Source organism: Promicromonospora sp. NPDC057138, assembly GCF_042670845.1.
GTDB lineage: Bacteria > Actinomycetota > Actinomycetes > Actinomycetales > Cellulomonadaceae > Promicromonospora.
On the sequence record NZ_JBHUUX010000002.1, the window covers coordinates 196242 to 218837 of the forward strand.

Sequence of the window (22596 nt, forward strand, 5' to 3'; positions counted from 1 at the left end):
GACGGGGACCAGTGCGCGCTTCGTGATTCTCAAGATGACGGCTCTCTCAGACGAGTGGGAAAGGGCAACGGGCGGTGGTGCGGGACGTTCAGCTCGACTCGCGGATCACGAGCCGGTGTGGCAGGCCGACGGCGCGGGTCACCTCGGTGACCTCGCCGTCGAGCCGGTCCAGCAGCAGGCGGGCGCAGGCCCGCCCGATCTCTCGTGCGGGGTTCTCGACCGTCGTCAGCGGCGGGTTGACCAGCGACGCCGCGTCGATGTCGTCGTAGCCGGTCACCGCGACGTCGTCCGGGACGCGCAGCGCACGGGCGCGTGCCGCGTCCAGGACGCCGATGGCTATCAGGTCGTTGGCCGCGACTATGGCGTCCGGACGGTGGTCGCGGTCGAGCAGGGTCGCGGCGCCGTCGCGGCCGCCCTGACGGGTGTACGTCTCGAACACCACGTCGTCCGCGCGGACGGGCAGGCCCGCCGCGCGCAGCGCGGTCCGGTACCCCGCCAGGCGCTCCTGGGTCGGGGGCGCCGCCTCGTCCCCGCCGAGGAAGGCGATCCGGCGGCGGCCCCGTGAGATCAGGTGCTCCGTCAGCTCGCGGACGCCGCTGACGTCGTCGGTGTGCACGTAGTCGCCGCCGCCCGGCGGGGCCTGCCCCAGGGTGACGAACGGGATCTCGGCGTCGCGCACCTCGGCCAGGGTCGACTCGGCGAGGCCGAACGGCGCGGCGAGCATCGCGTCCACGCGGCGGGACAGGAGGCGGTGGATGGTCGTCGCCGAGCGGTCCGGGCCGCTGGCGTCGGTGACGGTCAGCAGGAGGTCCCGGGGGACGAGCACGTCCTGCATCCCGGCGGCGACCAGGGGGTAGAAGGGGTTCTCCAGCGTCGGCACGACCAGGGCGATGGTCCCGGTCCGTCCGCCGCGCAGCTGCGCCGCACCGGGGTGGGCGCGGTAGCCCAGGCGCTCGATCTCGGCCTCCACGCGGGCTCGTGTCGCGGCCGAGACCGGCCGCTTGCCGGTGACGACCTGCGAGACCGTCGACGCGCTGACGCCGGCGGCCTCGGCCACCTCACGAATCCCAACCATCGAGTCCCCCCGTGGACCTCGGCTGTACTTCACCCTTGCGCAAAAGGTTTTGCTGAAGCATCCTCTCGGAAAGTGAAGCGTGACGCAAGACACTCGCGCAAACTCTCACGAAATTGGACGTGCCCCTGACCTGGGCAAACGCAAATCGATTCGAGAATCGGGGACCATGGACAACGATCGTGCGCGGGGTGCGCTGCTCGGTCTCGCGATCGGCGACGCGATGGGCGCGCCGACCGAGGGGATGAGTCTTCCCGCCATCCGGGAGCAGTGGGGCAGGGTCCGCGGCTTCCTCGACGACCAGGCCGCGGGCACCGACGACACCGAGTACGCGGTGCTGTGCGCCAGGGGTGTCCTCAAGGCCGGCGCCGACCTGACCTCGCAGGACGTCGCCGACACCTGGCTGGAGGCCCTGAGCACCCAGCGCTCCGGGTTCAATCGCGCCGGGTTCAGCGAGATGATCGCCATCGCCAACCTCCACGCCGGCATGAAGCCGCCCGCCAGCGGGCAGCGCAACGCCGAGACCTGGAGCGACGGCGCCGCGATGCGCGTCGCGCCGATCGGCGTCTACGCGGCGGGGGACGCCGCCCTCGCCCGCCGGATGGCGCTCGCCGACGCCCGTGTCAGCCACTCCCGCGACGGCATCTACTGCGCCCAGGCGATGGCCGCCGGCGTCGCCGTCGCGATGGTCGAGGACGCGCCGGACCCGGTGCTCGACGCGATGCTCGAGTCCCTGCCCGCCGACTCCTGGTCGTACCGGCTCGCCTGCCGCGCCCTCGACATCGCCTCGCAGGGCCTGCCGGTGGAGACGGTCGAGGAGCAGCTCTTCGAGGCCATCCCGCTGCGGCACTACATGTGGGCGGACGTCGCGCCCGAGGCCCTCGCGCTGTGCATGGGCCTGCTGTGCGCCAACGACGTCGCCCCGAGCGTGATCGAGTCGGGGGTCAACATCGGGCGCGACTCCGACACCATCGCGGCCATGGCGGGCGCGGTGGCCGGCGCCCTGCACGGCGCGAGCGCGTTCGACCCGGCCCACATCGAGCAGGTGCGGTCCGTGTCGGGCCAGTGCATCGAGTCGACGGCGGGCACCGACCTGATCGCCCTGGCGGACGCGCTGACCGAACGCGCGGCACGGGACAAGGCGGCACACGGCAGCGCGACACGCAGCGCGACAGGCGACAGCGCGACACACGACAGCGCGACAGAAGACAAGGCGGGACGACGATGACCGACGAACGCACCAGCCGCGCCGTCGGCGCCGTCCACGGGCTCGCCCTGGGAGATGCCCTCGGCGCACCGGCCAGCGAGCACCGCACGGTCCGCGACCCGTGGGTCCGCGGGCAGCTCCGGCGCGGCGCCACCGACCTGGACCAGGCCCGCGTGCTGCGCCAGGTCGTGCCCTTCGTGCCGGCGGCGATCGGCGTACCCGTGCTCGTGGCGACCGACGACACCGAGTCCTTCGCCGTCACCGCCCGCGTCCTGCTCGACGCGCCCACCTGGGACGACGACGACCTCTTCGACGCCTGGCGCGCCCTCATGGACGGCCCCGAGACGTGGACCGGCCCGGCCCAGCGGTCCGCGCTGCTCAACGCCGCGGCAGGGCTCCGGCCGCCGCACACCGGCACCGACAACCCGGCCTTCTACGACGACACCGCGCTGCCCGGCGCGCTCGCCATCGCCCTGGCCGTCGCCGACCCCGCGGAAGCGGCGGGGCTCGCCCGCCGGTACGCGACCATCACCCACGACGCCATCGGGGTGCACGCCGCCGCGGTCTTCGCGGGGGTCGTCGGCCGGATGCTGGCCGGCGCTGCGGTGCGCGACGCCCTCGAGTCCGTCGCCGACGACGTCGCCGCCGACGGCTGGCTCGCGGACGGCATGCGCGACGCCCTCGCCATCGTGGACGACGCGCCGTCCCCGTTCGGCGCAATCCCCGCCCTCGTGGGCCGGTTCGCGCCGCGCCTGTACAGCCACCCGGGCACGGTCGCCGAGACGCTGCCGCTCGCCCTGGCCCTCACCGCCGCGACCGACGGCGACCACGAGGCAGCCCTGCCCCTGGCATTCTCCGTGACCCGGCACCAGGACAGCCTGCCCGCGCTGGTCGGCGCGCTCTGCGGCGCGGGCGGCAGCGCGCCGGACGCCGCGGAGCTCGACGTGCTGCAGGGCGTCACGATCCCGGCGGTGGCGGGGCAGTCGCTCGGCGACCTGGCGCGGGCCCTCACGACGAAGGCGTCGTAGACCCGACGGTCGAGCTGACGGCCGGGCGGGACGGCGCCTCGTGGTTCACCGAGGCGCCGTCGGGCCGCCCTACGTACCAGACCTGCTTAGCTCAGACCTGCTTAGCTCAGACCTGCTTCAGTCGCGGCACCACGTCCTCGACCAGCGTGGTCGCCCAGGGCACCGGGTTCACGTACGGCGTCGGCATCAGGCTCACGAGGCTGACGCCCAGGTCCGCGTACTTCTTCATGTCCGTCAGGAACGCGTCGACGTCGCCGGCCGCGTCGCCCTGGTAGAGGATCGTCTTCTCGATCGCGTCGTAGTCGGTGCCGAGGCGGTCGCAGTGCTCCCGCAGCACCTCCAGCTTGTGCCGGACGGTCTCGAGAGCCTCGTCGCCCGGCCCGCCGAACAGGTTGCACGCCTGCCCGTACTCGGCCACCAGCCGCAGCGTCTTGCGCTCTCCGCCGCCGCCGATCATGACCGGGACGGTGCCGCGCGGCGGCTGGGGGAGGTTGATCGTCTCCGCGAGCTGGTAGTGCTTGCCCTCGAAGGCTCCGTCGTCGTCCGACCACATCTGCCGGCAGACCTGCAGCGTCTCCTCCAGGCGCTCGAACCGCTCCGCCGTCGGCGGGAAGGGCACGCCCAGGCCGGCGTGCTCGCGGTCGTACCAGGCAGCCCCGATGCCCAGCATCGCCCGCCCGCGCGAGAGGACGTCGAGCGTGGAGACCGTCTTGGCCAGCAGGCCCGGGTGCCGGTAGGTGACGCCGGTGACGAGCAGGCTCAGCCGGACGTTCTTCGTCACGCCGGCGAGGTAGCCCAGCGACGTGTAGCCCTCCAGCATCGGCTCGAACGGCCCGCCCGCGTGGAGCATCTGGAACCAGTGGTCCATGACCGTCAGCAGGTTCACGCCGCCCTCGTCGGCGATCTGAGCGGTCTCGGTGAACCGGTCGGCCAGGGTGGTCTCCCACTCCGGGTGGGTGAAGGTGAAGTAGTGCAGCCCAAGTTCCATGGCGTGGAGGTTACGCCCTGGTTGTCGTCCGTGACAGGCCCTGACAGGCCCCGTCAGCTCCTGATCGACGACGCGCCGTTCGGCGCCCCCGCGTCCCAGGCGCGCGCGACGCCGAGGCGCCGCAGGTGGTCGCTGGTCACGGCGGCGCCGTCGGGCCCCATCCAGTGCTCGAGACCGAAGCGGTCGTCGGTCGCGGCGTCCCAGCGGCGCATGAAGGGCGTGCCGTTGTCGGCGATGACCACCGACCCGTAGGCGGTGGGGAGCGACGCGGCGGGGAGATGGATGACCGTGTAGACCTCCGCGAGGTCCGCGGGCCCGACGGAGGACACGCTGTACCAGCTGCCGTCGGCGTCCCGCTGGACCGCGTACCCGCTGGCGTCCAGAGCCACGCTGAAGTGGGGTAGGTCGGCGTCGAGCAGCTCCTGGCTGGTCCGGTAGACGGTGCCGACCTGGGCTGCCTGCTGGGTCATCGCAAGATCTCCTTGACGTCGAATCGGTGGGTATTTACCCATCAAACCGGATTCGTCTGGCAATCGTGACGAAATCGGCAAGTCACACAGGGGGTGAATCCGGAACCGGCCCGAAACGACGCCCGAAGATGGGTGAAACTTCGCGCTGTTTGACTCCGGTACGTCGGGGCGATCCACCGCCGTCACGACGGCACAGCGACGGCGTCGAGCGGCTGATGCCGCATGCCACCGGTCAGGGAGCGAGGCATTTTTGGGAACGTTGTTGCAGGTCAAAGGCATCAAGACCAGATTCGGGTCGGACTCCGGCTCCGTCGTCGCGGTCGACGAGGTGAGCTTCGACCTCGAGCGCGGCGAGACCATCTGCCTCGTCGGCGAGTCCGGCAGCGGGAAGTCGGTCACCGCGCTGTCGATCATGGGGCTGCTCCCGCGCAACGGGCGGGTGACCGACGGCGAGATCCTCTTCGAGGACCGGAACCTGCTCGAGCTGTCCGAGCCGGAGATGCGCGAGCACCGCGGCAACTCGCTCGCGATGATCTTCCAGGAGCCGATGACGTCGCTGAACCCGGTCCTGACCATCGGCGACCAGCTCACCGAGGGGATGCTGCTGCACCTCGGGATCTCCCGGCAGGAGGCCGCCGACCGCGCGGTCGAGCTGCTCGAGCTCGTCGGGGTGCCGCGGGCCGGGCAGATCGTGGGGGACTACCCGCACCGGCTCTCCGGCGGCATGCGGCAGCGCGTCATGATCGCGATGGCGCTGAGCTGCTCGCCCGTCCTGCTGATCGCGGACGAGCCCACAACGGCGCTGGACGTGACGATCCAGGCGCAGATCCTCACCCTCATGAAGAAGCTGGCCGCGGCGTCGCGGACGGCGACGATCCTGATCACGCACGACCTCGGCGTCGTCGCGGAGATGGCGGACAAGGTGGCGGTGATGTACGCGGGCCAGGTGGTCGAGGAGGCCGACGTCTTCGAGCTCTTCGATCACCCCAAGCACCCGTACACCGTCGGCCTGATGAAGTCGATCCCACACCTCGGCGCCGACGACGACGCCCGGCTCGAATCGATCCCGGGCTCCGTGCCCGCGCTCACGAACATGCCGAGCGGCTGCCGCTTCCAGGACCGCTGCCCGTCGGTCATGGACCGGTGTCGGGCCGAACGGCCCGGCCTGCTGGGCACGAGCACCACGGCGAAGCACCTGGTGCGCTGCTTCCTCTACGACGACGAGCAGGCCGCCGTCCGCGCCAAGGCAGCGGTGGTCTCATGAGCGCGACCGACGTGACAGTGCGCACGGCGCGCGAGCGCGCCGGGGTGCCCGACGGGCAGCCGCTGCTGAGCGTCCAGGACCTCAAGCTCCACTACCCGATCCGGAGCGGCATCATCTCCCGGCAGACCGGCGCCGTGCGCGCCGTCGACGGGGTCAGCTTCGACGTGTTCCCCGGCGAGACGCTCGGCATCGTGGGGGAGTCCGGCTGCGGCAAGTCGACCACCGGCCGGGCGATCATCCGGCTCGAGAACCCGACCGCGGGCGCGGTGGTCTTCGGCGGCCGCGACCTGGCGGGGCTGAACACCAGGGAGCTGCGGCGCGCCCGCCTCGACCTGCAGATGGTGTTCCAGGACCCGTACTCGTCGCTCAACCCGCAGAAGCGCATCGGCGACCTGCTCGCGGAACCGCTCGTCGCCCACGGCCGCGCCTCGCGGAAGGACGCGCGGGAGCGGGTCACCGAGATGCTCGAACGCGTGGGCCTGTCGGCGCAGTTCAAGGGCCGGTACCCGCACGAGCTCTCCGGCGGCCAGCGCCAGCGGGTCGGCATCGCCCGCGCGCTCATGCTCGACCCGACCCTGCTGGTCCTCGACGAGCCGGTCTCCGCGCTCGACGTCTCCATCCAGGCACAGGTGCTCAACCTGCTCCGGGACCTGCAGGCCGAGCTCGGCCTCACCTACGTCTTCATCTCCCACGGCCTCGGCGCCGTCCGCTACATCAGCGACCGGATCGTCGTCATGTACCTGGGCAAGGTCATGGAGGTCGCGACGACGGCGGAGCTGTTCGCCGGCCCCCGCCACCCGTACACGGAGATCCTGCTCGACGCGTACCCGGCACCCAACCCGCACCTGCGGGCCACGCAAGGGGGCAGAGAACGAATAGTCGTCGAGGGCGACGTGCCGAACGCCGCCGCCCCGCCGTCGGGCTGCGTGTTCCACACCCGGTGCCCGTTCGCGCAGGACAAATGCCGGACCGAGGAACCGCGGCTCACGACCGACGCTCAGACGGGTGGGCAGGGCGGCGAGCACGCGTTCGCCTGCCACTTCCCGCTGGAGGTCGGCCGGCCCGCGTCGTCCGGGACGCCATCATCCGGGCCGACGGCGGCGGGGGAGAGCGCATGACCACCTACATCATCCGGCGGATCCTGATCTCGATCCCGGTCCTCCTCGGCGTCACCGTCCTCAACTTCTTCATCGTCCAGCTCGCGCCCGGCAGCCCCGCCGACCTCTACCTCGCCGCCGACGCCTCGCCCGACTACAAGGAACGGGTCGAGGCCTCGCTCGGCCTGGACCAGCCGATCATCGTCCAGTACCTCAACTGGCTCGGCCAGCTCCTGCGCGGCGACCTCGGCCTGTCCTACGTCTCGCGCACCCCGGTCGCCGAGGTCATCGGCGAGCGCATCGGCCCCACCCTGCTGCTCATGGGCGCGGCCCTCGTGGTCGCGTACGCGATTGCGATCCCGCTGGGCATCCTCGCCGCCCGCCGCAAGGGCACCTGGGCCGACTACACGGTCGTCGGGGGCGCCTTCTTCGGCGTCTCGGTCCCGCACTTCTTCCTCGGCCTCGCCCTGATCTACGTCTTCGCCCTGCAGCTCGGCTGGCTCCCGACCGGGAACATGGTCACCATCGGCAACGGCGGCGCCGGTCCGTGGGACCGGCTCCTGCACCTGATCCTGCCGGTCACCGTCCTCGCGACCGCCATCGCCGGGAACATGGTCCGGTACGTGCGGTCCTCGATGGTCGACGCCTTCTCCGAGGACTACATCCGCACCGCGCACGCCAAGGGGCTCGCGCCCGGCGTCGTCACCCACAAGCATGCCCTGCGCAACGCCCTGATCCCGCTCGTCACGGTGCTCAGCGTCGACCTCGCGGGCCTCCTCGGCGGCGCGATCGTCACCGAGCAGATCTTCCAGTGGCCCGGCCTGGGCATGCTGACCATCCAGTCGATCTCGTCCCGCGACTACTCCGTGCTGATGGGCGTGAACCTCATCGCGGCGCTCGCGGTCTTCGCGGCGAACCTCCTCGCCGACATCGTCTATGCCGTCGTCGACCCGCGGATCGAGTACACATGAGCGCAACCGTCACATCGACCTCGACCGAGAGCGCGGCCGCCCGCGCCGTCGCCGCGAGCCTCGGGAAGGAGGAGTCCTACCTGCGGGCCGTGGTCCGCAGGTTCTTCAAGCATCGCCTGGCCGGCGTCGGGCTGTTCGCCTTCCTGGCGATGATCCTCGTCGCGGTCTTCGCCCCGCTGCTCGCGCCGTACGACCCGAACCAGATCTTCGACCAGTTCCAGGCGGCCCCGTCGTCCGCACACCTGCTCGGGACCGACCCGGTGGGCAGGGACGTGCTCAGCCGGCTCATCTACGGCGCGCGCGTATCGATCACGGTGAGCGTGGGTGCCGTCGCCGTGTACGTGGTCATCGGCGTCTGCGTCGGCCTGGCGGCCGGGTACTTCGGCAAGGTGGTCGACTCGGTCCTGATGCGCGTCGTCGACGTCTTCATGTCGTTCCCTTACTTCATGGTCATCCTGATCCTGGTGGCCGTCATCGGGCCGAGCCTGACGAACATCACGCTCGCCATCGGCTTTCTCGGCTGGCCGATGATCTCGCGCCTCGTGCGCGGCTCGGTGCTGTCCATCAAGAACCAGGACTACGTGAAGGCGGGCGTCTCGCTCGGCTACAGCACGCCGAAGATCCTGTTCCAGCACATCCTGCCGAACGCGCTCTCGCCGATCATCGTCAACGCCACGTTCGGGATCGCGAACGCGATCATCCTCGAGTCCGGCCTGAGCTTCCTCGGTCTGGGGGTGCGGCCGCCCGCCGCCTCCTGGGGAAACATGCTCAGCGACGCCCAGTCGATCACCGTCATGACCAGCGAGCCGTGGCTCTGGCTGCCGCCGGGCATCGCGATCTTCGTGACTGTGCTCGCCATCAACTTCGTCGGGGACGGCCTGCGCGACGCGCTGGAGTCCCGCGAGACCAAGTCCCATCGCTGACCGCAGCCTTCGCTGACCGCAACCATCGCTGACCGCACCATCGCCGGCAACAACCGAGGAGAAGACACGTGGGCTTCGTTGACGACGCAGCACTGATGCACGACGACCTGGTGGCACTGCGGCGGCGCATCCACCAGCACCCCGAGCTGGGCCTGCACCTGCCGAAGACGCAGGCCGCGGTCCTGGCGGCGCTGGACGGCCTGCCGCTGGAGATCACCACCGGCACGGGGCTCAGCTCCGTCGTCGCGGTCCTGCGGGGCGAGCTGGACGGGCCGACGGTGCTGCTGCGCGGCGACATGGACGGCCTGCCCGTCGTCGAGGACTCGGGGGAGGACTTCGCCTCGACCACCGGCACCATGCACGCGTGCGGGCACGACCTGCACGTCGCGGGACTGGTCGGCGCGGCCCGCCTGCTGAGCGCCCGGAAGGCCGAGCTGGCGGGCAACGTCGTCTTCATGTTCCAGCCCGCGGAGGAGGGCCCCGGCGGCGCGCTGCCCATGCTCGAGGAGGGCCTGCTCGACGCCGCGGGCGTGCCCGTCGACGCCGCCTTCGGCATCCACGTCTCCAGCATGGAGGACAAGGGACTCTTCTTCACCAAGCCCGGCACCTCCATGGCCGGCGCGAACGTCATGCGCGTGACCGTGCACGGCAAGGGTGGCCACGGCTCGTCCCCGTGGACGTCGGTCGACCCGATACCGGCCGCCGCCGAGATCGTCGGTGCGCTGCAGACGTACGTGACGCGACGGCACAGCGTGTTCGACCCGGTCGTCGTCACCGTCGGCCAGCTCCACGCCGGGACGGCGTTCAACGTCATCCCGTCCACCGCCGAGATCGCGGCGTCGGTGCGCACCCTCTCGCGCGAGTCGTTCGACCAGGTATCGGTCGAGCTCCCGGCTTTGGTCCGGAACATCGCCGCCGCCCACGGCTGCACGGCGGACGCCGACTTCCAGCAGCTCTACCCCGTGACCGTCAACGACCCGGGGATGTGGGACCACGCCAAGGAGGTGCTCGCCGGCCTGTACGGCGCGGACCGCGTGGTCGAGCGGCCCGACCCGCTCATGGGCTCCGAGGACTTCTCCTACGTGCTCGAACGGGTGCCCGGCTGCTTCGTCTTCCTCGGCGCCCGGCCGGACGACGTGCCCGCAGAGGGCGCGCCGTGGAACCACTCGGCCCAGGTCCGGTTCGACGACTCCGTGCTCGGCGAGCAGGCGGCGGCGCTCGCCGAGCTCGCCGTCACGACCATGGCCAAGCTCGCCGTCCCGCCCGCGGCGGAGGCCGTCGCCGTTGTCTGACCGGATCCCTGACCGGACGACTCAGCACCACGAGGAAAGAAGGAACGACGTGTCACGTTCAACGCTTCACCTGAGGCGCACGGCCGGCGCGGCGGTGCCCGCCGCCGTCGTACTCGCACTGGCCGCCTGCGGTGGCGGCTTCTCCGAGGGGCAGGCGGACGACGCCGGGGCCTCGACGGGCGCCGCCGCGGCGGGGGAGACCCTGATCATCGGGAACATCAACCCGGTCGCCAGCTTCAACCCGATCAACCAGACCGACGTCGCCGGCCAGTGGGCCAACGAGTTCGCCCTCGACTCCCTGCTCGACCAGCCCGAACCGCTGGAGTTCACGCCGGAGCTGGCCACGTCGTTCGACACCGAGGACAACCAGACCTACACGATCAGCCTCGACCCGAAGGCCACCTGGTCGGACGGCGAGCCCGTGACGTCGGCCGACGTCGCCTTCACGCTGAACCTCATCGCCAACCCGGAGTCCGTCACCTCGCTGGGCACCAGCATCTCGTCGCTCGACGGCGTCGACCCCGTCACGGGCAAGCTGCCTCAGGGCGAGACCGAGATCCCCGGCGTGACCGTCGTCGACGAGCAGACCGTCGAGCTGAAGACCGCGCAGCCGGTGGACCCGAACTACATCCGCGAGATCATCGGCAGCCGGTTGTTCATCCTCCCGGCGCACCACCTGAAGGACGTCCCGCCCTCCGACTTCGGCGAGAGCGAGTTCGCGCAGCTCCCGGACGTCACCTCGGGCCCGTACACGTTCACGAAGTACACCAAGGACGTGTCCATCGAGTACGCGGCGCGCGAGGACTACTACGAGGGGACACCGAAGATCCCGAGCGTCGCGGTGCGCATCATGCCGGCGTCGAACCTGGCGGGCGACCTGCAGGCCGGGGCGATCCAGATGAACTCGGGCGGCGGCATCGGCAACATCCCGGTCCAGGACCTGCCCACGGTCGAGGGCCTGGACAACGTGACGACGCGCATCGACGAGACCCTCGGCGTGCAGTTCATCGAGTTCAACGTCGAGACCATCCCGGACGTCACGGTGCGCCGCGCGATGGCGCACGCCATCAACCGCGACCAGATCGTCGACCAGCTCCTGCAGGGCAACGGACAGATCGTCGACGGCCCCTACACGAGCCAGAGCCCCTACCTCGACACCGGCCTTGAACCGCTCGCCTACGACCCGGACCTGGCGCGCGACCTCCTCAAGGACACGGACTTCGACGAGGACACGAAGCTGCGGTTCGTGGTGCCGACCGGCAACGCCATCCGGGAGCAGTCCGCCGACATCATCCTGCAGAACCTCAAGGCGGTCGGCTTCCAGGTCGAGCAGACGAACGTCGACTTCCCGACGCTGCTGACCATGGCGGAGAAGGGCGACTACGACATGCTCCTGATCGGCAACACGTTCAACCTCGACCCCGACGTGACGTTCATGTACGGCACGCAGGGCTCCAGCAACTACACCGGGTACTCGAGCGAGCGGGTGGACCAGCTCCTGGCGGAGGGCAAGAGCGAGCCGGACACGGAGGCCCGGACGAAGATCTACCACGAGCTGCAGGCCGTCCTGCAGGAGGACCTCCCGCAGCTCGGCCTCTACTCCGACCACACGGCGTCCGTGGTGAGCAAGGACGTCACGAACGGCGGCCCGACCCCCTTCTGGCGAGGCTCCCTGGCCAACCTCCCGACCTGGTCGTTCGGCGCGTCCTGACCCCGCCCCGCAGGGTCCGTTGAGTGCTGGATATTTGCGCCTTCTGGCCGTTCAGGAGCGCAAATATCCAGCACTCAACGGGCTAGGGGTGGGCGGAGGGTCAGGGGGTGGTGCAGTGGTAGTTCGACGCCGACGCCGGGTCGCCGCCGGTGTAGCGGGTCGCCTTCGGGTAGCTGCAGACGTCGCGGGTCACGACGGTGCCGTCCTCGCGGGTGGCCGAGGTGGCCAGCGTCGCGGGGGCCTGCCCCTTCTCGACCCAGTTCACAAGCGCGTCGAGGGCGCCGGTCGGCTGCGCGCCGGGCCCGCCACCGCAGTGCTCCACGCCCGGGAGCAGGAACAGCCGGTAGAAGTTGTCCACCCGCGCCGGGCCGCCGAAGCGCCGCTCGACGCGCTGGCGGTAGTCGACGGTGCCCTGCGTGGGGACGAGCTGGTCGGACTGACCGTGCCAGCTCAGGAGCTTGCCGCCGGCCCGCGCGAACGGGGACAGGTCGGGGTCGTCGCTGCCGATCACGTCGTGGAACTGCGCCTGCGAGCTGCGGAAGATCCGCTCGAAGTCCGCGTACGACAGCGCGGTGGTGTCGAGGTCCAGGTCCCGCTCGACGAAGTTCTTGACCCAGAGGTTCGCCACCGGGAACGGCTGGCCCGGCGTCGCGAGCCAGCTGAAGTCCGCGCCCTTGTTCGGCCCGTACCAGAGCTTGCGGCCGTCGGCCGAGACGGGGCCGGCCCAGATCTTGCGGACGGCGTCCGCCACGCCCGCGCTGATGGTGACCGTCTGACCGTCGCAGTCCACCTGGGTGCCCACCAGCTCGCGGGGGTCCCAGCGGCAGGCCTGCGGGTTGTCGATGATGCCGTCCCGGACCCCGTCGATCGTGTCGCACGCCGCGACCGCCGCCGTGTTGAACGCGCCCAGCTCGCACTTCGTGGGGGAGACGCCCTCCTCGTGGAACACGACCTGCGGCCAGAGCGTCGCGACGGCGAACCGGTCCCAGCTCACGGCCGGGGCGTCGGCCAGGATGCCCTGGAAGTCGCGCGGGTACTCCTGCGCCTCGGCGTAGCCCTGGCGGCCGCCGGTGGAGCAGCCGTTCCAGTAGGAGTAGCTCGCCGGCGTCGCGTAGAACTTCTTGGTGACGTCCTTGCCGACGACCGCGAGGTCGTGCACCGATCGCGACGCGAAGTTCGTCAGGAGCGGCTGGTTCAGGCTGCCGTCGGGCGTGAGCGACCAGCTCGCGTCGAGCCCGGTCTTCACCCCGGCGTCCGTGGACGCCGTCGCGTAGCCGTCCTTGACGCCCTGGACCAGCGGCGCGCCGAAGTCGCCCGCCTGGTAGCCGCCGCCGCCGACGGCCTGGAACCGGCCGGTCCAGAGCGTGCGGTCCTGTGGCAGCCCGACCTTGACCGCTACGCGGTCGTCGGCGCCGGGGTGGGTCAGGGTGACGGTGATGTCGCACCAGTCGGGGACGTCGGCGATCGGGGCCGGCGCGCCGAGCGGCGTCGCCGGGAAGGTGTACGTACCGGCGGCCCGCGCGTCCGCGGTGACCGACACCACGCGGGCGCCGGACGGCGCGGCGACCGCGACGGAGGCGCAGGCCGAGGACGACGTGCGCGGGGTCGCGCCGGCGCGGTCGGCCTGGAGAGGCGCCGCGCCCGCGCTGATGGGGACCAGCACGGCGGCCGTGGCGGCCAGCGCCATGGTGAGGGTCAGTAGCTTCTTTCTCATGCGGCCCACGGTGGCCGAGGTCACCGGGCCGCCGCACCAGTGGGGACCACTGGTGCATACCCCGGGGTGCACCCCGGTCGAGCCGTAGGCTTGGCCTGCCGGACGACGGGCGCCATCCGGGCGCACCGCCCGGCGCGCGAGCGGGACCGCCGGGCGCGAGGAGGGGGCCGGCGTGGCCTCCGCGAGAGAGGACGATCCGCGATGGCCGCCTGGACCCAGGGCTCGGCGCCCGGCGGGGCTGACTCCGAGGGAGGTGCCCCCGGCGAGCCGCTGGTGGGCAGGCGACGCGAGAGCCAGGTGCTCGACGACCTGGTGGCGGGCGTGCGCGAGGGCCGCAGCCAGGCGCTCGTGCTCCGGGGCGACACGGGCGTCGGCAAGACGGCGCTGCTCGGCCGCCTCGTCGGGCAGGCGCACCGGTGCCGGGTCGCGCGCGTCGTCGGGGTCGAGTCCGAGATGGAGCTGGCCTTCGCCGGCCTGCACCAGCTCTGCGCCCCCATGCTCGACGGGCTCGACCGGGTCCCCGAGCCGCAGCGCGACGCGCTCGGCACGGCGCTCGGCCTGCGCGGGGGAGACACCCCGGACCGCTTCCTGGTCGGGCTGGCCGTGCTGAGCCTCCTGGCGGAGGCCGCCGTCGAGCGCCCGCTGATCTGCCTCGTCGACGACGTGCAGTGGCTCGACAACGCCTCGGTGCAGACCCTCAACTTCGTCGCGCGGCGGCTGCCCCAGCCGCTGCCCGTCGCGATCGTGTTCGCCGAGCGGGACCAGACGGGCCAGGGACAGACGGGCGAGGATCAGACTGTGCGCGGCCTGCCGGAGCTGGTCGTGGGCGGGCTGTCGGACCGGGACGCCCACCTGCTGCTCGACGCCGAGCTCACCGGCCCGGTGGACGCGCGGGTGCGCGATCGGATGGTGGCGGAGACCCAGGGCAACCCGCTGGCGCTGACCCAGCTCGTCCGGGGGCTCACTCCGGAGCAGATGGCGGGCGGCTACGGGCTGCCCGGGACCGGCCCGCTCGCCGGCCGGATGGAGGGGGCCTTCGAACGACGGCTGGCCCCGCTCCCGCCCGAGACCCGGACGCTGCTCCTGGTCGCCGCGGCCGAGCCAGGGCGCGACCCGGCGCTCGTCTGGCGGGCGGCCACCGCGCTCCGCGTCGGGGTGGCGGCCGCCGAGCCGGCCACCGCGGCCGGGCTGCTCGACGTCGGCGACCAGGTGCGGTTCGCGCACCCGCTCGCCCGCTCGGCCGTCTACCGGGCCGCGGACCCGGACGCGCGCCGGGCCGCGCACCGGGCCCTGGCCGAGGCGGCCGACCCCGCCGCGGACCCCGAGCGCCGCGCCTGGCACCGCGCCCACGCCGTCGCCGGACCGGACGAGGACGTCGCAGCCGAGCTGGAACGGTGCGCCGCGCGGGCGCAGGCGCGGGGCGGCGTCGCGGCGGCCGCGGCCTTCCGCGAGCGGTCGGCGGAGCTGACCCCGGACCCGGCGCTGCGGGCCGAGCGGGCGCTGCGCGCCGCCCAGGCCAAGTTCCACACGGGCGCGCCGGAGCGTGCGCTCGGCCTGCTGACGGCGGTCGACGCCGGCCCGGCGGACGACCTGCTGCGCGCCCGCGCCGACCTGGTGCGGGCTCAGATCGCGGGCGCCCGGGGTGACGGCCGGGACGGCCCGCTGCTGCCCGTCGCCCGGCGCCTGGAGCCGCTCGACCCCGAGCTGGCGCGCGACACCTACCGGGACGCCCTCCAGGCCGCCCTCGTCTGCGGCCGGCTCGCCCGCTCAGGCGGAGTGCGGGAGGTCGCGACGGCGCTCCTGGCGTTCCCGCGGTCCGACGTCGGCCGGCCGGTGTGCGACGACCTGCTGGAGGGCATGTCCACCGTGGTCACGGCCGGCTACGCGGCCGGAGCCCCCACGCTGCGGCGCGCGGTGCGGGACGTCGAGGCCGGCATGGACTGGGCGATCGAGGCCTGCCTGCCCTGGATGCCCCTGGTCTGCCGCATGGCGCAGGACGTCTGGGACGACGAGCTCTGGCACGCGCTCACCACGCGCTCGGTCGAGGCGGCGCGGACGCACGGCCAGCTCCGCGTCCTGCCGCCCCTGCTGTTCTCGAGCACCGCCCTGCAGGCGCTCGAGGGCGACCTCGACGGCGCGCAGGCGGCAGGGGAGGAGGCTGCCATGATCGCGGAGGCGACCGGCAACCTGTCGCTCCTGCCCTACGGCAACGTCTTCGTCGCGGCCCTGCGCGGGGACGAGGAGCGGACGACGGCGCTGCTCGCCGGTGCCGCCGCCGAGGCCGCCGCCCGGGCCGAGGGCCACTGGCTGCCGGCGGCTGCCTGGTCCGCGGCGGTGCTGCACAACGGGCTCGGCCAGTACGACCGGGCGCTCTCCGCCTCCGAGGAGGGCAGCGCCTACCCTGACGAGCTCGGCCTGGGGTCCTGGTCGCTGGTCGAGCTCGTCGAGGCGGCCTCCCGGGTGGGTGAGCCGGACCGCGCGAAGGACGCCCTGGCCCGCCTGGACGAGATCGCCCAGGCCTGCCGAACCGACTGGGCACTCGGGGCCGCCGCGCGCAGCCGGGCCCTCCTGGGCGAGGGCGCCGACGCCGAGGAGGCGTACCGCGAGGCGATCGAGCGGCTGGCCCGCACGCGCCTGACGGCGCTGCACGCGCGCACATGCCTCGTGTACGGCGAGTGGCTGCGGCGCGAGAGCCGCCGGACGGACGCCCGCGAGCAGCTCCGGCTCGCGCACGACCTGCTCGCGGCGTCCGGCATCGAGGGCTTCGCGCAGCGGGCCCGGCGTGAGCTCCTGGCCTGCGGCGAGACCGTGCGCGTGCGGTCGGGCGACCCGGCGGCGGTGCTCACCGAGCAGGAGGCCCAGATCGCGCGCCTCGCCGTCGACGGCGGCACGAACGCCGAGATCGCGGGCCGGCTCTTCATCAGCCCGCGCACCGTCGAGTGGCACCTGCGCAAGGTCTACACGAAGCTCGGGATCGCCCGCCGTACGGAGCTCCGCCAGGCCCTGAACACCGCCGCCGTCGGCCCTCGTACGAGCCGGTAGCCCGCCTCGGAGGTGGGGCACGCCAGGGTGCGGACCAGGGGGTCCCCCTGGTGCGGCGCGGGTCCCGGCCGGGCGACGGTGTGCACGACGAGCTGAACGTGCACCGACCCGGCAGGAGCCACCCATGATCGACAGAAGAACCTTCGGCAAGGCCTTCGGGCTGGCGGTCGCGTCCGCGACGGCGCTGGCCGCCGCCCCGGGTACCGCCGCCGCCCGGCCCGGCCCGCAGGCCCCGAGCGGCACGACGCCGGGCGGGGCCGGACCGGGCGCGATGCTCGAGCTCCCCGTGGCCCCGGCGTTCGAGCGGATGCGTCAGGTGGACGCCGGCGAGCTGAACATCGGCTACGCCGAGCTCGGGCCGGAGAACGGCCGGCCGGTGGTCCTGCTGCACGGCTGGCCCTACGACATCCACTCCTACGTCGACGTCGCGCCCATCCTGGCCGCGCGCGGCTACCGGGTGATCGTGCCGTACCTGCGCGGCCACGGGACCACCACCTTCCGCTCGGCGTCGGCGTTCCGCAACGCCCAGCAGGCGGTGGTCGCCCTCGACGTCATTGCGCTGCTGGACGCGCTGCGGATCAGGCGGGCGATCATCGCCGGCTACGACTGGGGCTCCCGCACCGGCGACATCGTCGCCGCCCTGTGGCCGCACCGGGTCACGGCGCTCGTGTCGGTGACTGGGTACCTCATCACCAACCGCGAGGCCAACGCGAACCCGACAGCGCCGATGTCGGAGTGGGCGTGGTGGTACCAGTACTACTTCGCCACCGAGCGCGGCCGGCGCGGGCTGGAGAACCCGGAGTACCGCGTGGAGCTCGCCCGGCAGGTCTGGACCTTCAACTCCCCGACCTGGGCGTACGACGACGCGACGTTCGCCCGGACGGCCGCCGCGTTCACCAACTCCGACTACGTCGACATCGTGATCCACAACTACCGCTGGCGGCTCGGCCTGGCCGACGGCGACCCGCGGTACGACGCGCTCGAGAGCCGGCTCGCCGCCGCCCCGCCCATCGGCGTCCCGACGATCACCATCGACGGCGAGAAGGACCCGTTCACGCCGCCGGGCGACGGGGCGATGTACCGGTCGCACTTCGTCGGCCCGTACGAGCACCGCACGTTCCGCGGCATCGGGCATAACGTCCCGCAGGAGGCGCCGGCCGAGTTCGCCCGCGCCGTGCAGGACGCCGACGCGCTGTGAGCGGCGTCCGGCCCCAACCTGAACCGCAGCCCGGACCCCAGCCCCAGCCCCAGCCCCGACCCCGCGACCCGGAGCCCGCCGGGCGACCAATCGGCCGCCGGATCGTGCTGGGGATGCTCGGGCTGGGCGCGGCCGGCGTCGCCGTCGGGCCCGCCGTGCAGCGCGGGCTGGCCGGCGTGCGCTCCGCGCTGCAACGGATCGCCCCGGGAACGGTGCCCGACGACCGCGGGTTCCGCTACTTCAGCATCGTCGCGTCCGTGCCACGCCAGGACGCCACGACCTACCGGCTCACGGTCGGTGGCCTCGTCGACCGGCCGGCGACGTACACGCTCGACCAGCTCGCGGCCCTGCCGCAGACCACTGTCGTGCACGACGCCGTGTGCACGGACGGCTGGCAGGTCGACGACGTCCCGTTCGCCGGCGTCCGCCTCGGCGACCTGCTCGACGCCGCGGGCGTCCAGGACGAGGGCGCCGCCGTGCGGTTCACCTGCTTCGACGGCGCCTACTCCGAGAGCCTCACGCTGGAGCAGGCCCGGCGGCAGGACGTCCTGGTCGCGCTGCGCATGTTCGACGAGCCCGTGCCGCACGACAGCGGCGGCCCGGTGCGGCTCTTCGTCGGGCCGATGTACTTCTACAAGTCGGCCAAGTGGCTCTCCGGCATCGAGGTGACGTCCCAGGTCGAGCAGGGGTACTGGGAGGACTACGGCTACCCCGTGGACGGCTGGCTGCCCGGTGAGGAGCCGGTCCGTGCCTGACACGCGGCTGCTCCGGTTCAGCCCTGCCGAGCGGGCGGTCCACCTGGCGACCGGGCTGCTGTTCCTGGCCTGCCTGCTCACCGCCGTCGCGCTCTACGTGGCGCCCGTCGCGCAGCTCGTGGGCCGCCGGCACGTGGTCGAGACCCTCCACGAGTGGTCCGGTGTCCTGCTGCCCGCACCGGTCCTGCTCGGAATCTGGTCCCAGGCGTTCTGGGCCGACCTGCGACGGCTCGACCGGTTCACCGACCAGGACCGCCAGTGGCTCGCCGGGCTCCGGTCGCCCGATCCCTTCCGCGGCCGGCTCGCCGGCAAGTTCAACGCCGGCCAGAAGGTCTGGGCCGCCTGGCTCGCCGGCGCGGTCCTCGTCATGGTCGGCACGGGCCTGTTCCTCTGGTTCAAGTTCGCGCTCGGCTTCGTCCCGCGCGCCGGCGTCGTGCTCGTCCACGACGTCGGCGCCTACGCCCTCGTGATCGTCGTCGCGGGCCACATCCTGAAGGCGCTTGCCGACCCCGAGGCCCGGCGCGGGATGCGCACCGGGTCTGTCCGGCGGTCGTGGGCGGCACGCGAGCACGCGCTCTGGCTCGACGACGAGGCGAGCGGGCGCGGTGGCGCCCGATGACGCTCTGGAGGAGGTAGCCATGTCCACGTTCGACACCCGTGCGCTCGCGGAGCGGACCGGGCCGCCGTCACGTCTCGAGCCGGCCGGTCCGGCCCTGCTCGGGGACGTGCGGAACGACGCGCTCGTCGTCGGCCGCGCTCGCGCCCGGAGCCTGGCCCGGGCGGCACACGGCCCCGTCACCCTGGTTCCGCTCGCGCGGGACCCGACACGCGACCGGTCGCCTGACCGGACGCACCCGCACTCTCATCCGCACCAGCACCCGCATAGTCACCCCGCTCCCGAGGAGTCCTCATGACCGTCATCCGCTTCCAGCTCACGTCCTCCCTCTCGGCCCCCGAGCTCATGGCGACGCTCACGGACTTCAGCCCCGCCCGGGCGGACGCCTGGCCGTCCATCGACGCCGAGCACCTCGTGGTGCACGAGCTCGGGGAGAGGTGGGCCGAGGTCACCGAGGGCACCGCGTCGGCCTGGGAACGCGCGCGCTACGAGTGGGACGCTGACAGCGGCCGCGTCGAGATCACGACCCGCGACTCCAAGGTCTTCGGCCCGGGCGGCGGCTGGGTCTTCCAGCTCACGCCGGTCGACGGCGTCACGCGCATCGACGTGGAGCTGACGCGCGAGCCGAAGGGGCTGAAGGGCATGCTGCTGGCGTCGCTGCTTCCCCTGGTGGCGCCGTCGGCGCTGCGCAAGTCGTTCGCGCGGCCGCTGCAGGCCGTCTGACAGGGGTCGTTCGCGCAGGGCACTGGCGCAGTCAGGACGGCGTCGTTCCGAGCAAGGCGCCGGGCCGCGTCGCGCGCCGTCGCGACCGGCCCAGCCCTGAAGACGCTGAACGAGTCGGCCGGACGGCATGCGCCGGGGCGGCCCGTTGACGTCGTGAACAGTTATCCACAGATTCCAGATAGCGCGTGCGAACCGCACGACTGTTCGACATAATGGTGACAGCGAACAACAACGGGCTAGCGGACCGTGAGGGTCAGCGGACAACGGGACGGGCGGGGGGGTGGACCGGTGGAGCAGTCGACGAACGGTGCGACGTCTGGTGGTCTGCCGCCTGCGCGGTCGATCGAGGAGGCCGTGGCTCGGATCAGGGCCGCGGTGAATGACCTCGCGGGTTTGACCGCTCCTGAGGTGCTGGAGGGGTGGGGTGCGCCGACCGTGTCCCGGTTGATGGACGCGCACACCGAGATTCGTGGGCTGACCGGCCGGTTGGACGGTGTGCGGTACACGTTGCTGCCGCGGATCGAGGCCGACGGTTCCTGGCGGTCGGGTGGCGCGGCGCGGACGTTCACGACCTGGCTACGCCTCCAAGAGGGCGTGTCGTCCCGGACGGCGGGCAAGGACATGGCGATGGCGCGCCGCCTGGCGACCGCGCTGCCGGTGACGCGGGAGCGCCTGGTGTCCGGTGACCTGGGTGTCGACCACGCGCGCGTGATGGCCGACGTCGCCCCGACCAGCGAGACTCGTCAGGATGCGTTGGCGTGGTTGATCGACACCCGCACGGGGGAGACGACGACCCCGGAGCGGTTCGTGCAGACCGTGCCGGTGGACTTCCCCGACCCCACTGAGGACCCCGACGGGGCCCGGACCCGTGAGCTGATCACGCAGGTGCTGCAGGACGCGGTCGCGGACGGGACGCCGGTCACGGGTGAGGGCATGGTGCTGCGGGAGGCGCCCCTGTTGAATGCGGACCAGTTTCGCAAGGTCGCGACACATTTCGCGTCGGTGACCGACCCCGACACCGACGACCTCGACGACGACAAAGCCGCCCAGGGTGAGTTCCTGGACCTGTCCCAGACCTTCGGCGGGTACCACCTGGCCGGGTTCCTCACCGACGAGCACGGCCTGCTGGTCAAGACCGCGATCACCTCGCTCCTCGGCGCACCCGCCGCCGAGGACACCCGCACGACCACGCAGCGGCGGGCGCAGGGCCTCGCGGACCTGGCGCGGGTGGTGCTGGACACCAACCAGGCGTCCCCGGGGGCGGCGATCGCACCCCACCTGAACGTGACCGTGTCCTGGGACGAGCTGGTCACCCAGATCACCCGCACCCGCGAAGGCCTCTGCCTGACGTGCGGGCAGGCCACGCCCGCACGCGGAAGCACCGCAGGCGGAAGCCTGGCGGGCACAACGACCACGGGCACGACCACGGACTGGGATGTCGCGGGCTGGGCTGCAGTGGGCACACCGACGATGTCGGTGTCCGGGCTCCTGTCCAGCGGTGGTCCGGTGTTCACCGAGACCGGTGGTCGAGTACCACGCGCGCTGCTGCACCGCCTCGCGTGCGACAGCGCGATCACGAGGATCGTGTTCGGCCCGGACGGTGCCGCCCTGGACGTCGGACGCGCCCAACGCACCGTGACGGGGCAGATGCGTCGTGCGGTGATCGCCCGGGACAAGCATTGCGTGTATCCGGGATGCGACCAGCCGCCGTCCAGGTGCGAGGTCCACCACGCCGTCACCCACTGGGCCGACGGCGGCAACACCTCCATCGCCAACAGCGCGTTGTTGTGCTGGCACCACCACGCCCTCGTCGACGCCAAGGGCATCACCATGCACTGGACCGGCAAGCCGACGACCAGCAGTACCGGTGCCGGGGTGCCGGCTGCCGGGGTGCTGGTGGAGACCGGGTGGGCCTTCACCGACGCCCGCGGCCACCGCATCCACCTACCGGACGCCATCGCCACCCCACCACCCGACAGCAACTCGACCGAGGACCCACCAGCCGCCGAAGCAGCCTGACCGGCAGGCCCGGCAGGCCCGGCAGGCCCGGCTGACCGGCCGACTCGGCTGACCGGCCGACTCGGCTGACCGGCAGACCCGGCAGACTGGCTGGCCGGCAGGCGGACCGTGCGGCGCTGGCATCGCGAGTGCGATGCGGGCTCGAATCGGCGACCTCTCTCGCGTCTTGAGCGTTGGCTTAGGACGTGTCCCTCACCAGGCTCGTCGCCGTGCCCGTCGGCGCCACGCTGGTCGAGACCGGGTGGTACCTGGTCGTGGCGACCGTTCTGTCGGCGCCTGAACCGCAGCGCGCGTACGCGCGGAGCGTCGGCGTCGTCGACCGGGTCGCGGGCACGTCCCTGGGCGGCCTTGAGGCGTACTTCGCGGTCGACGGGATCCGGGCCGCCGTCGGCTGGCGCGATAGCGGGCTGACGCGACACCCGGCTTGCGCGCGACGCCGGACTGACGAGAGGACCCCAGGACCCCGGGCGTAACGACTGTGTAAAACAATCCGCGCCCTCCGCTAC

20 protein-coding genes are annotated in these 22596 nt (G+C 72.5%); 16 read left to right on the plus strand and 4 right to left on the minus strand.

Annotated elements, in window-relative coordinates; translation table 11 throughout:
- Positions 1-88: 88 nt before the first annotated feature.
- Positions 89-1057 carry a LacI family DNA-binding transcriptional regulator gene (locus tag ACFT2C_RS02510; protein ID WP_377205414.1) on the minus strand — a complete coding sequence of 323 codons (969 nt, stop codon included), beginning with the start codon at positions 1055-1057 and terminating at the stop codon, positions 89-91.
- Positions 1058-1241: 184 nt separating this feature from the next.
- Between ACFT2C_RS02510 and ACFT2C_RS02515 the strand changes: the two genes are divergently transcribed.
- Together ACFT2C_RS02515 and ACFT2C_RS02520 are read left to right on the plus strand one after the other, a co-directional pair.
- Positions 1242-2300, plus strand: a complete 1059-nt coding sequence (locus ACFT2C_RS02515) for an ADP-ribosylglycohydrolase family protein (protein ID WP_377205415.1) — start codon at positions 1242-1244, stop codon at positions 2298-2300.
- The gene (locus tag ACFT2C_RS02520; RefSeq protein ID WP_377205416.1) at positions 2297-3307 is read left to right on the plus strand and encodes an ADP-ribosylglycohydrolase family protein; all 1011 of its coding nucleotides are present in this window, start codon (positions 2297-2299) and stop codon (positions 3305-3307) included. The genes ACFT2C_RS02515 and ACFT2C_RS02520 overlap by 4 nt, the downstream gene beginning before the upstream one ends.
- A 106-nt stretch (positions 3308-3413) precedes the next feature.
- Here the strand turns inward: ACFT2C_RS02520 and ACFT2C_RS02525 are convergent, their stop codons facing one another.
- Positions 3414-4295, minus strand: coding sequence for an LLM class F420-dependent oxidoreductase (locus tag ACFT2C_RS02525; RefSeq protein ID WP_377205417.1), 882 nt, complete (start codon positions 4293-4295; stop codon positions 3414-3416).
- A gap of 53 nt (positions 4296-4348) precedes the next feature.
- Entirely contained in the window at positions 4349-4765 is a 417-nt protein-coding gene (locus ACFT2C_RS02530; RefSeq protein ID WP_377205418.1) for a hypothetical protein, read from the minus strand.
- A gap of 262 nt (positions 4766-5027) precedes the next feature.
- Between ACFT2C_RS02530 and ACFT2C_RS02535 the strand changes: the two genes are divergently transcribed.
- The 6 genes from ACFT2C_RS02535 to ACFT2C_RS02560 all read left to right on the plus strand — a co-directional run bounded on the left by ACFT2C_RS02535 (position 5028) and on the right by ACFT2C_RS02560 (position 12023).
- Positions 5028-6029, plus strand: coding sequence for an ABC transporter ATP-binding protein (locus tag ACFT2C_RS02535; protein ID WP_377205419.1), 1002 nt, complete (start codon positions 5028-5030; stop codon positions 6027-6029).
- Positions 6026-7147, plus strand: coding sequence for an ABC transporter ATP-binding protein (locus ACFT2C_RS02540; RefSeq protein WP_377205420.1), 1122 nt, complete (start codon positions 6026-6028; stop codon positions 7145-7147). The genes ACFT2C_RS02535 and ACFT2C_RS02540 overlap by 4 nt, the downstream gene beginning before the upstream one ends.
- The gene (locus ACFT2C_RS02545; RefSeq protein WP_377205421.1) at positions 7144-8097 is read left to right on the plus strand and encodes an ABC transporter permease; all 954 of its coding nucleotides are present in this window, start codon (positions 7144-7146) and stop codon (positions 8095-8097) included. Before ACFT2C_RS02540 ends, ACFT2C_RS02545 begins: the two co-directional genes overlap by 4 nt.
- Positions 8094-9020, plus strand: a complete 927-nt coding sequence (gene opp4C / locus ACFT2C_RS02550; RefSeq protein ID WP_377205422.1) for an oligopeptide ABC transporter permease — start codon at positions 8094-8096, stop codon at positions 9018-9020. Before ACFT2C_RS02545 ends, opp4C begins: the two co-directional genes overlap by 4 nt.
- Before the next feature lie 68 nt (positions 9021-9088).
- Positions 9089-10312, plus strand: a complete 1224-nt coding sequence (locus tag ACFT2C_RS02555) for a M20 family metallopeptidase (protein WP_377205423.1) — start codon at positions 9089-9091, stop codon at positions 10310-10312.
- 49 nt (positions 10313-10361) lie between these two features.
- Positions 10362-12023, plus strand: coding sequence for an ABC transporter substrate-binding protein (locus tag ACFT2C_RS02560; RefSeq protein WP_377205424.1), 1662 nt, complete (start codon positions 10362-10364; stop codon positions 12021-12023).
- Between the two features lie 100 nt (positions 12024-12123).
- Here ACFT2C_RS02560 and ACFT2C_RS02565 read toward each other — a convergent pair whose 3' ends face one another.
- Positions 12124-13737 carry a tannase/feruloyl esterase family alpha/beta hydrolase gene (locus ACFT2C_RS02565; RefSeq protein WP_377205425.1) on the minus strand — a complete coding sequence of 538 codons (1614 nt, stop codon included), beginning with the start codon at positions 13735-13737 and terminating at the stop codon, positions 12124-12126.
- A 201-nt stretch (positions 13738-13938) separates the two neighbouring features.
- Between ACFT2C_RS02565 and ACFT2C_RS02570 the strand changes: the two genes are divergently transcribed.
- The 8 genes from ACFT2C_RS02570 to ACFT2C_RS02605 all read left to right on the plus strand — a co-directional run bounded on the left by ACFT2C_RS02570 (position 13939) and on the right by ACFT2C_RS02605 (position 22563).
- Positions 13939-16779 carry an AAA family ATPase gene (locus tag ACFT2C_RS02570; protein ID WP_377205426.1) on the plus strand — a complete coding sequence of 947 codons (2841 nt, stop codon included), beginning with the start codon at positions 13939-13941 and terminating at the stop codon, positions 16777-16779.
- A 124-nt stretch (positions 16780-16903) separates the two neighbouring features.
- The gene (locus tag ACFT2C_RS02575; RefSeq protein WP_377205427.1) at positions 16904-17977 is read left to right on the plus strand and encodes an alpha/beta fold hydrolase; all 1074 of its coding nucleotides are present in this window, start codon (positions 16904-16906) and stop codon (positions 17975-17977) included.
- Between the two features lie 113 nt (positions 17978-18090).
- On the plus strand, positions 18091-18732 hold the full coding sequence (locus ACFT2C_RS02580) for a molybdopterin-dependent oxidoreductase (RefSeq protein ID WP_377205428.1): 642 nt from the start codon (positions 18091-18093) through the stop codon (positions 18730-18732).
- Positions 18725-19351: a cytochrome b/b6 domain-containing protein gene (locus ACFT2C_RS02585; protein ID WP_377205429.1), complete on the plus strand. Its 627-nt coding sequence runs from the start codon at positions 18725-18727 to the stop codon at positions 19349-19351. The genes ACFT2C_RS02580 and ACFT2C_RS02585 overlap by 8 nt, the downstream gene beginning before the upstream one ends.
- A 19-nt stretch (positions 19352-19370) precedes the next feature.
- A complete protein-coding gene (locus ACFT2C_RS02590) occupies positions 19371-19646 on the plus strand; it encodes a hypothetical protein (RefSeq protein ID WP_377205430.1) in 276 nt (91 codons plus the stop codon).
- Positions 19643-20071, plus strand: a complete 429-nt coding sequence (locus tag ACFT2C_RS02595) for a hypothetical protein (protein ID WP_377205431.1) — start codon at positions 19643-19645, stop codon at positions 20069-20071. The genes ACFT2C_RS02590 and ACFT2C_RS02595 overlap by 4 nt, the downstream gene beginning before the upstream one ends.
- Positions 20072-20425: 354 nt before the next feature.
- Complete coding sequence (locus tag ACFT2C_RS02600; protein ID WP_377205432.1) at positions 20426-22090, plus strand: DUF222 domain-containing protein; 1665 nt, start codon at positions 20426-20428, stop codon at positions 22088-22090.
- 185 nt (positions 22091-22275) lie between these two features.
- Positions 22276-22563, plus strand: coding sequence for a hypothetical protein (locus ACFT2C_RS02605; RefSeq protein WP_377205433.1), 288 nt, complete (start codon positions 22276-22278; stop codon positions 22561-22563).
- Positions 22564-22596: the final 33 nt, after the last annotated feature.

Coding starts and splice junctions, on each gene's coding strand:
- ACFT2C_RS02515 (WP_377205415.1), top strand. CDS start 1,242: ATGGACAACGATCGTGCGCGGGGTGCGCTGCTCGGTCTCGCGATCGGC.
- ACFT2C_RS02520 (WP_377205416.1), top strand. CDS start 2,297: ATGACCGACGAACGCACCAGCCGCGCCGTCGGCGCCGTCCACGGGCTC.
- ACFT2C_RS02525 (WP_377205417.1), bottom strand. CDS start 4,295: ATGGAACTTGGGCTGCACTACTTCACCTTCACCCACCCGGAGTGGGAG.
- ACFT2C_RS02530 (WP_377205418.1), bottom strand. CDS start 4,765: ATGACCCAGCAGGCAGCCCAGGTCGGCACCGTCTACCGGACCAGCCAG.
- ACFT2C_RS02540 (WP_377205420.1), top strand. CDS start 6,026: ATGAGCGCGACCGACGTGACAGTGCGCACGGCGCGCGAGCGCGCCGGG.
- ACFT2C_RS02545 (WP_377205421.1), top strand. CDS start 7,144: ATGACCACCTACATCATCCGGCGGATCCTGATCTCGATCCCGGTCCTC.
- opp4C (WP_377205422.1), top strand. CDS start 8,094: ATGAGCGCAACCGTCACATCGACCTCGACCGAGAGCGCGGCCGCCCGC.
- ACFT2C_RS02565 (WP_377205425.1), bottom strand. CDS start 13,737: ATGAGAAAGAAGCTACTGACCCTCACCATGGCGCTGGCCGCCACGGCC.
- ACFT2C_RS02570 (WP_377205426.1), top strand. CDS start 13,939: ATGGCCGCCTGGACCCAGGGCTCGGCGCCCGGCGGGGCTGACTCCGAG.
- ACFT2C_RS02575 (WP_377205427.1), top strand. CDS start 16,904: ATGATCGACAGAAGAACCTTCGGCAAGGCCTTCGGGCTGGCGGTCGCG.
- ACFT2C_RS02580 (WP_377205428.1), top strand. CDS start 18,091: ATGCTCGGGCTGGGCGCGGCCGGCGTCGCCGTCGGGCCCGCCGTGCAG.
- ACFT2C_RS02590 (WP_377205430.1), top strand. CDS start 19,371: ATGTCCACGTTCGACACCCGTGCGCTCGCGGAGCGGACCGGGCCGCCG.
- ACFT2C_RS02595 (WP_377205431.1), top strand. CDS start 19,643: ATGACCGTCATCCGCTTCCAGCTCACGTCCTCCCTCTCGGCCCCCGAG.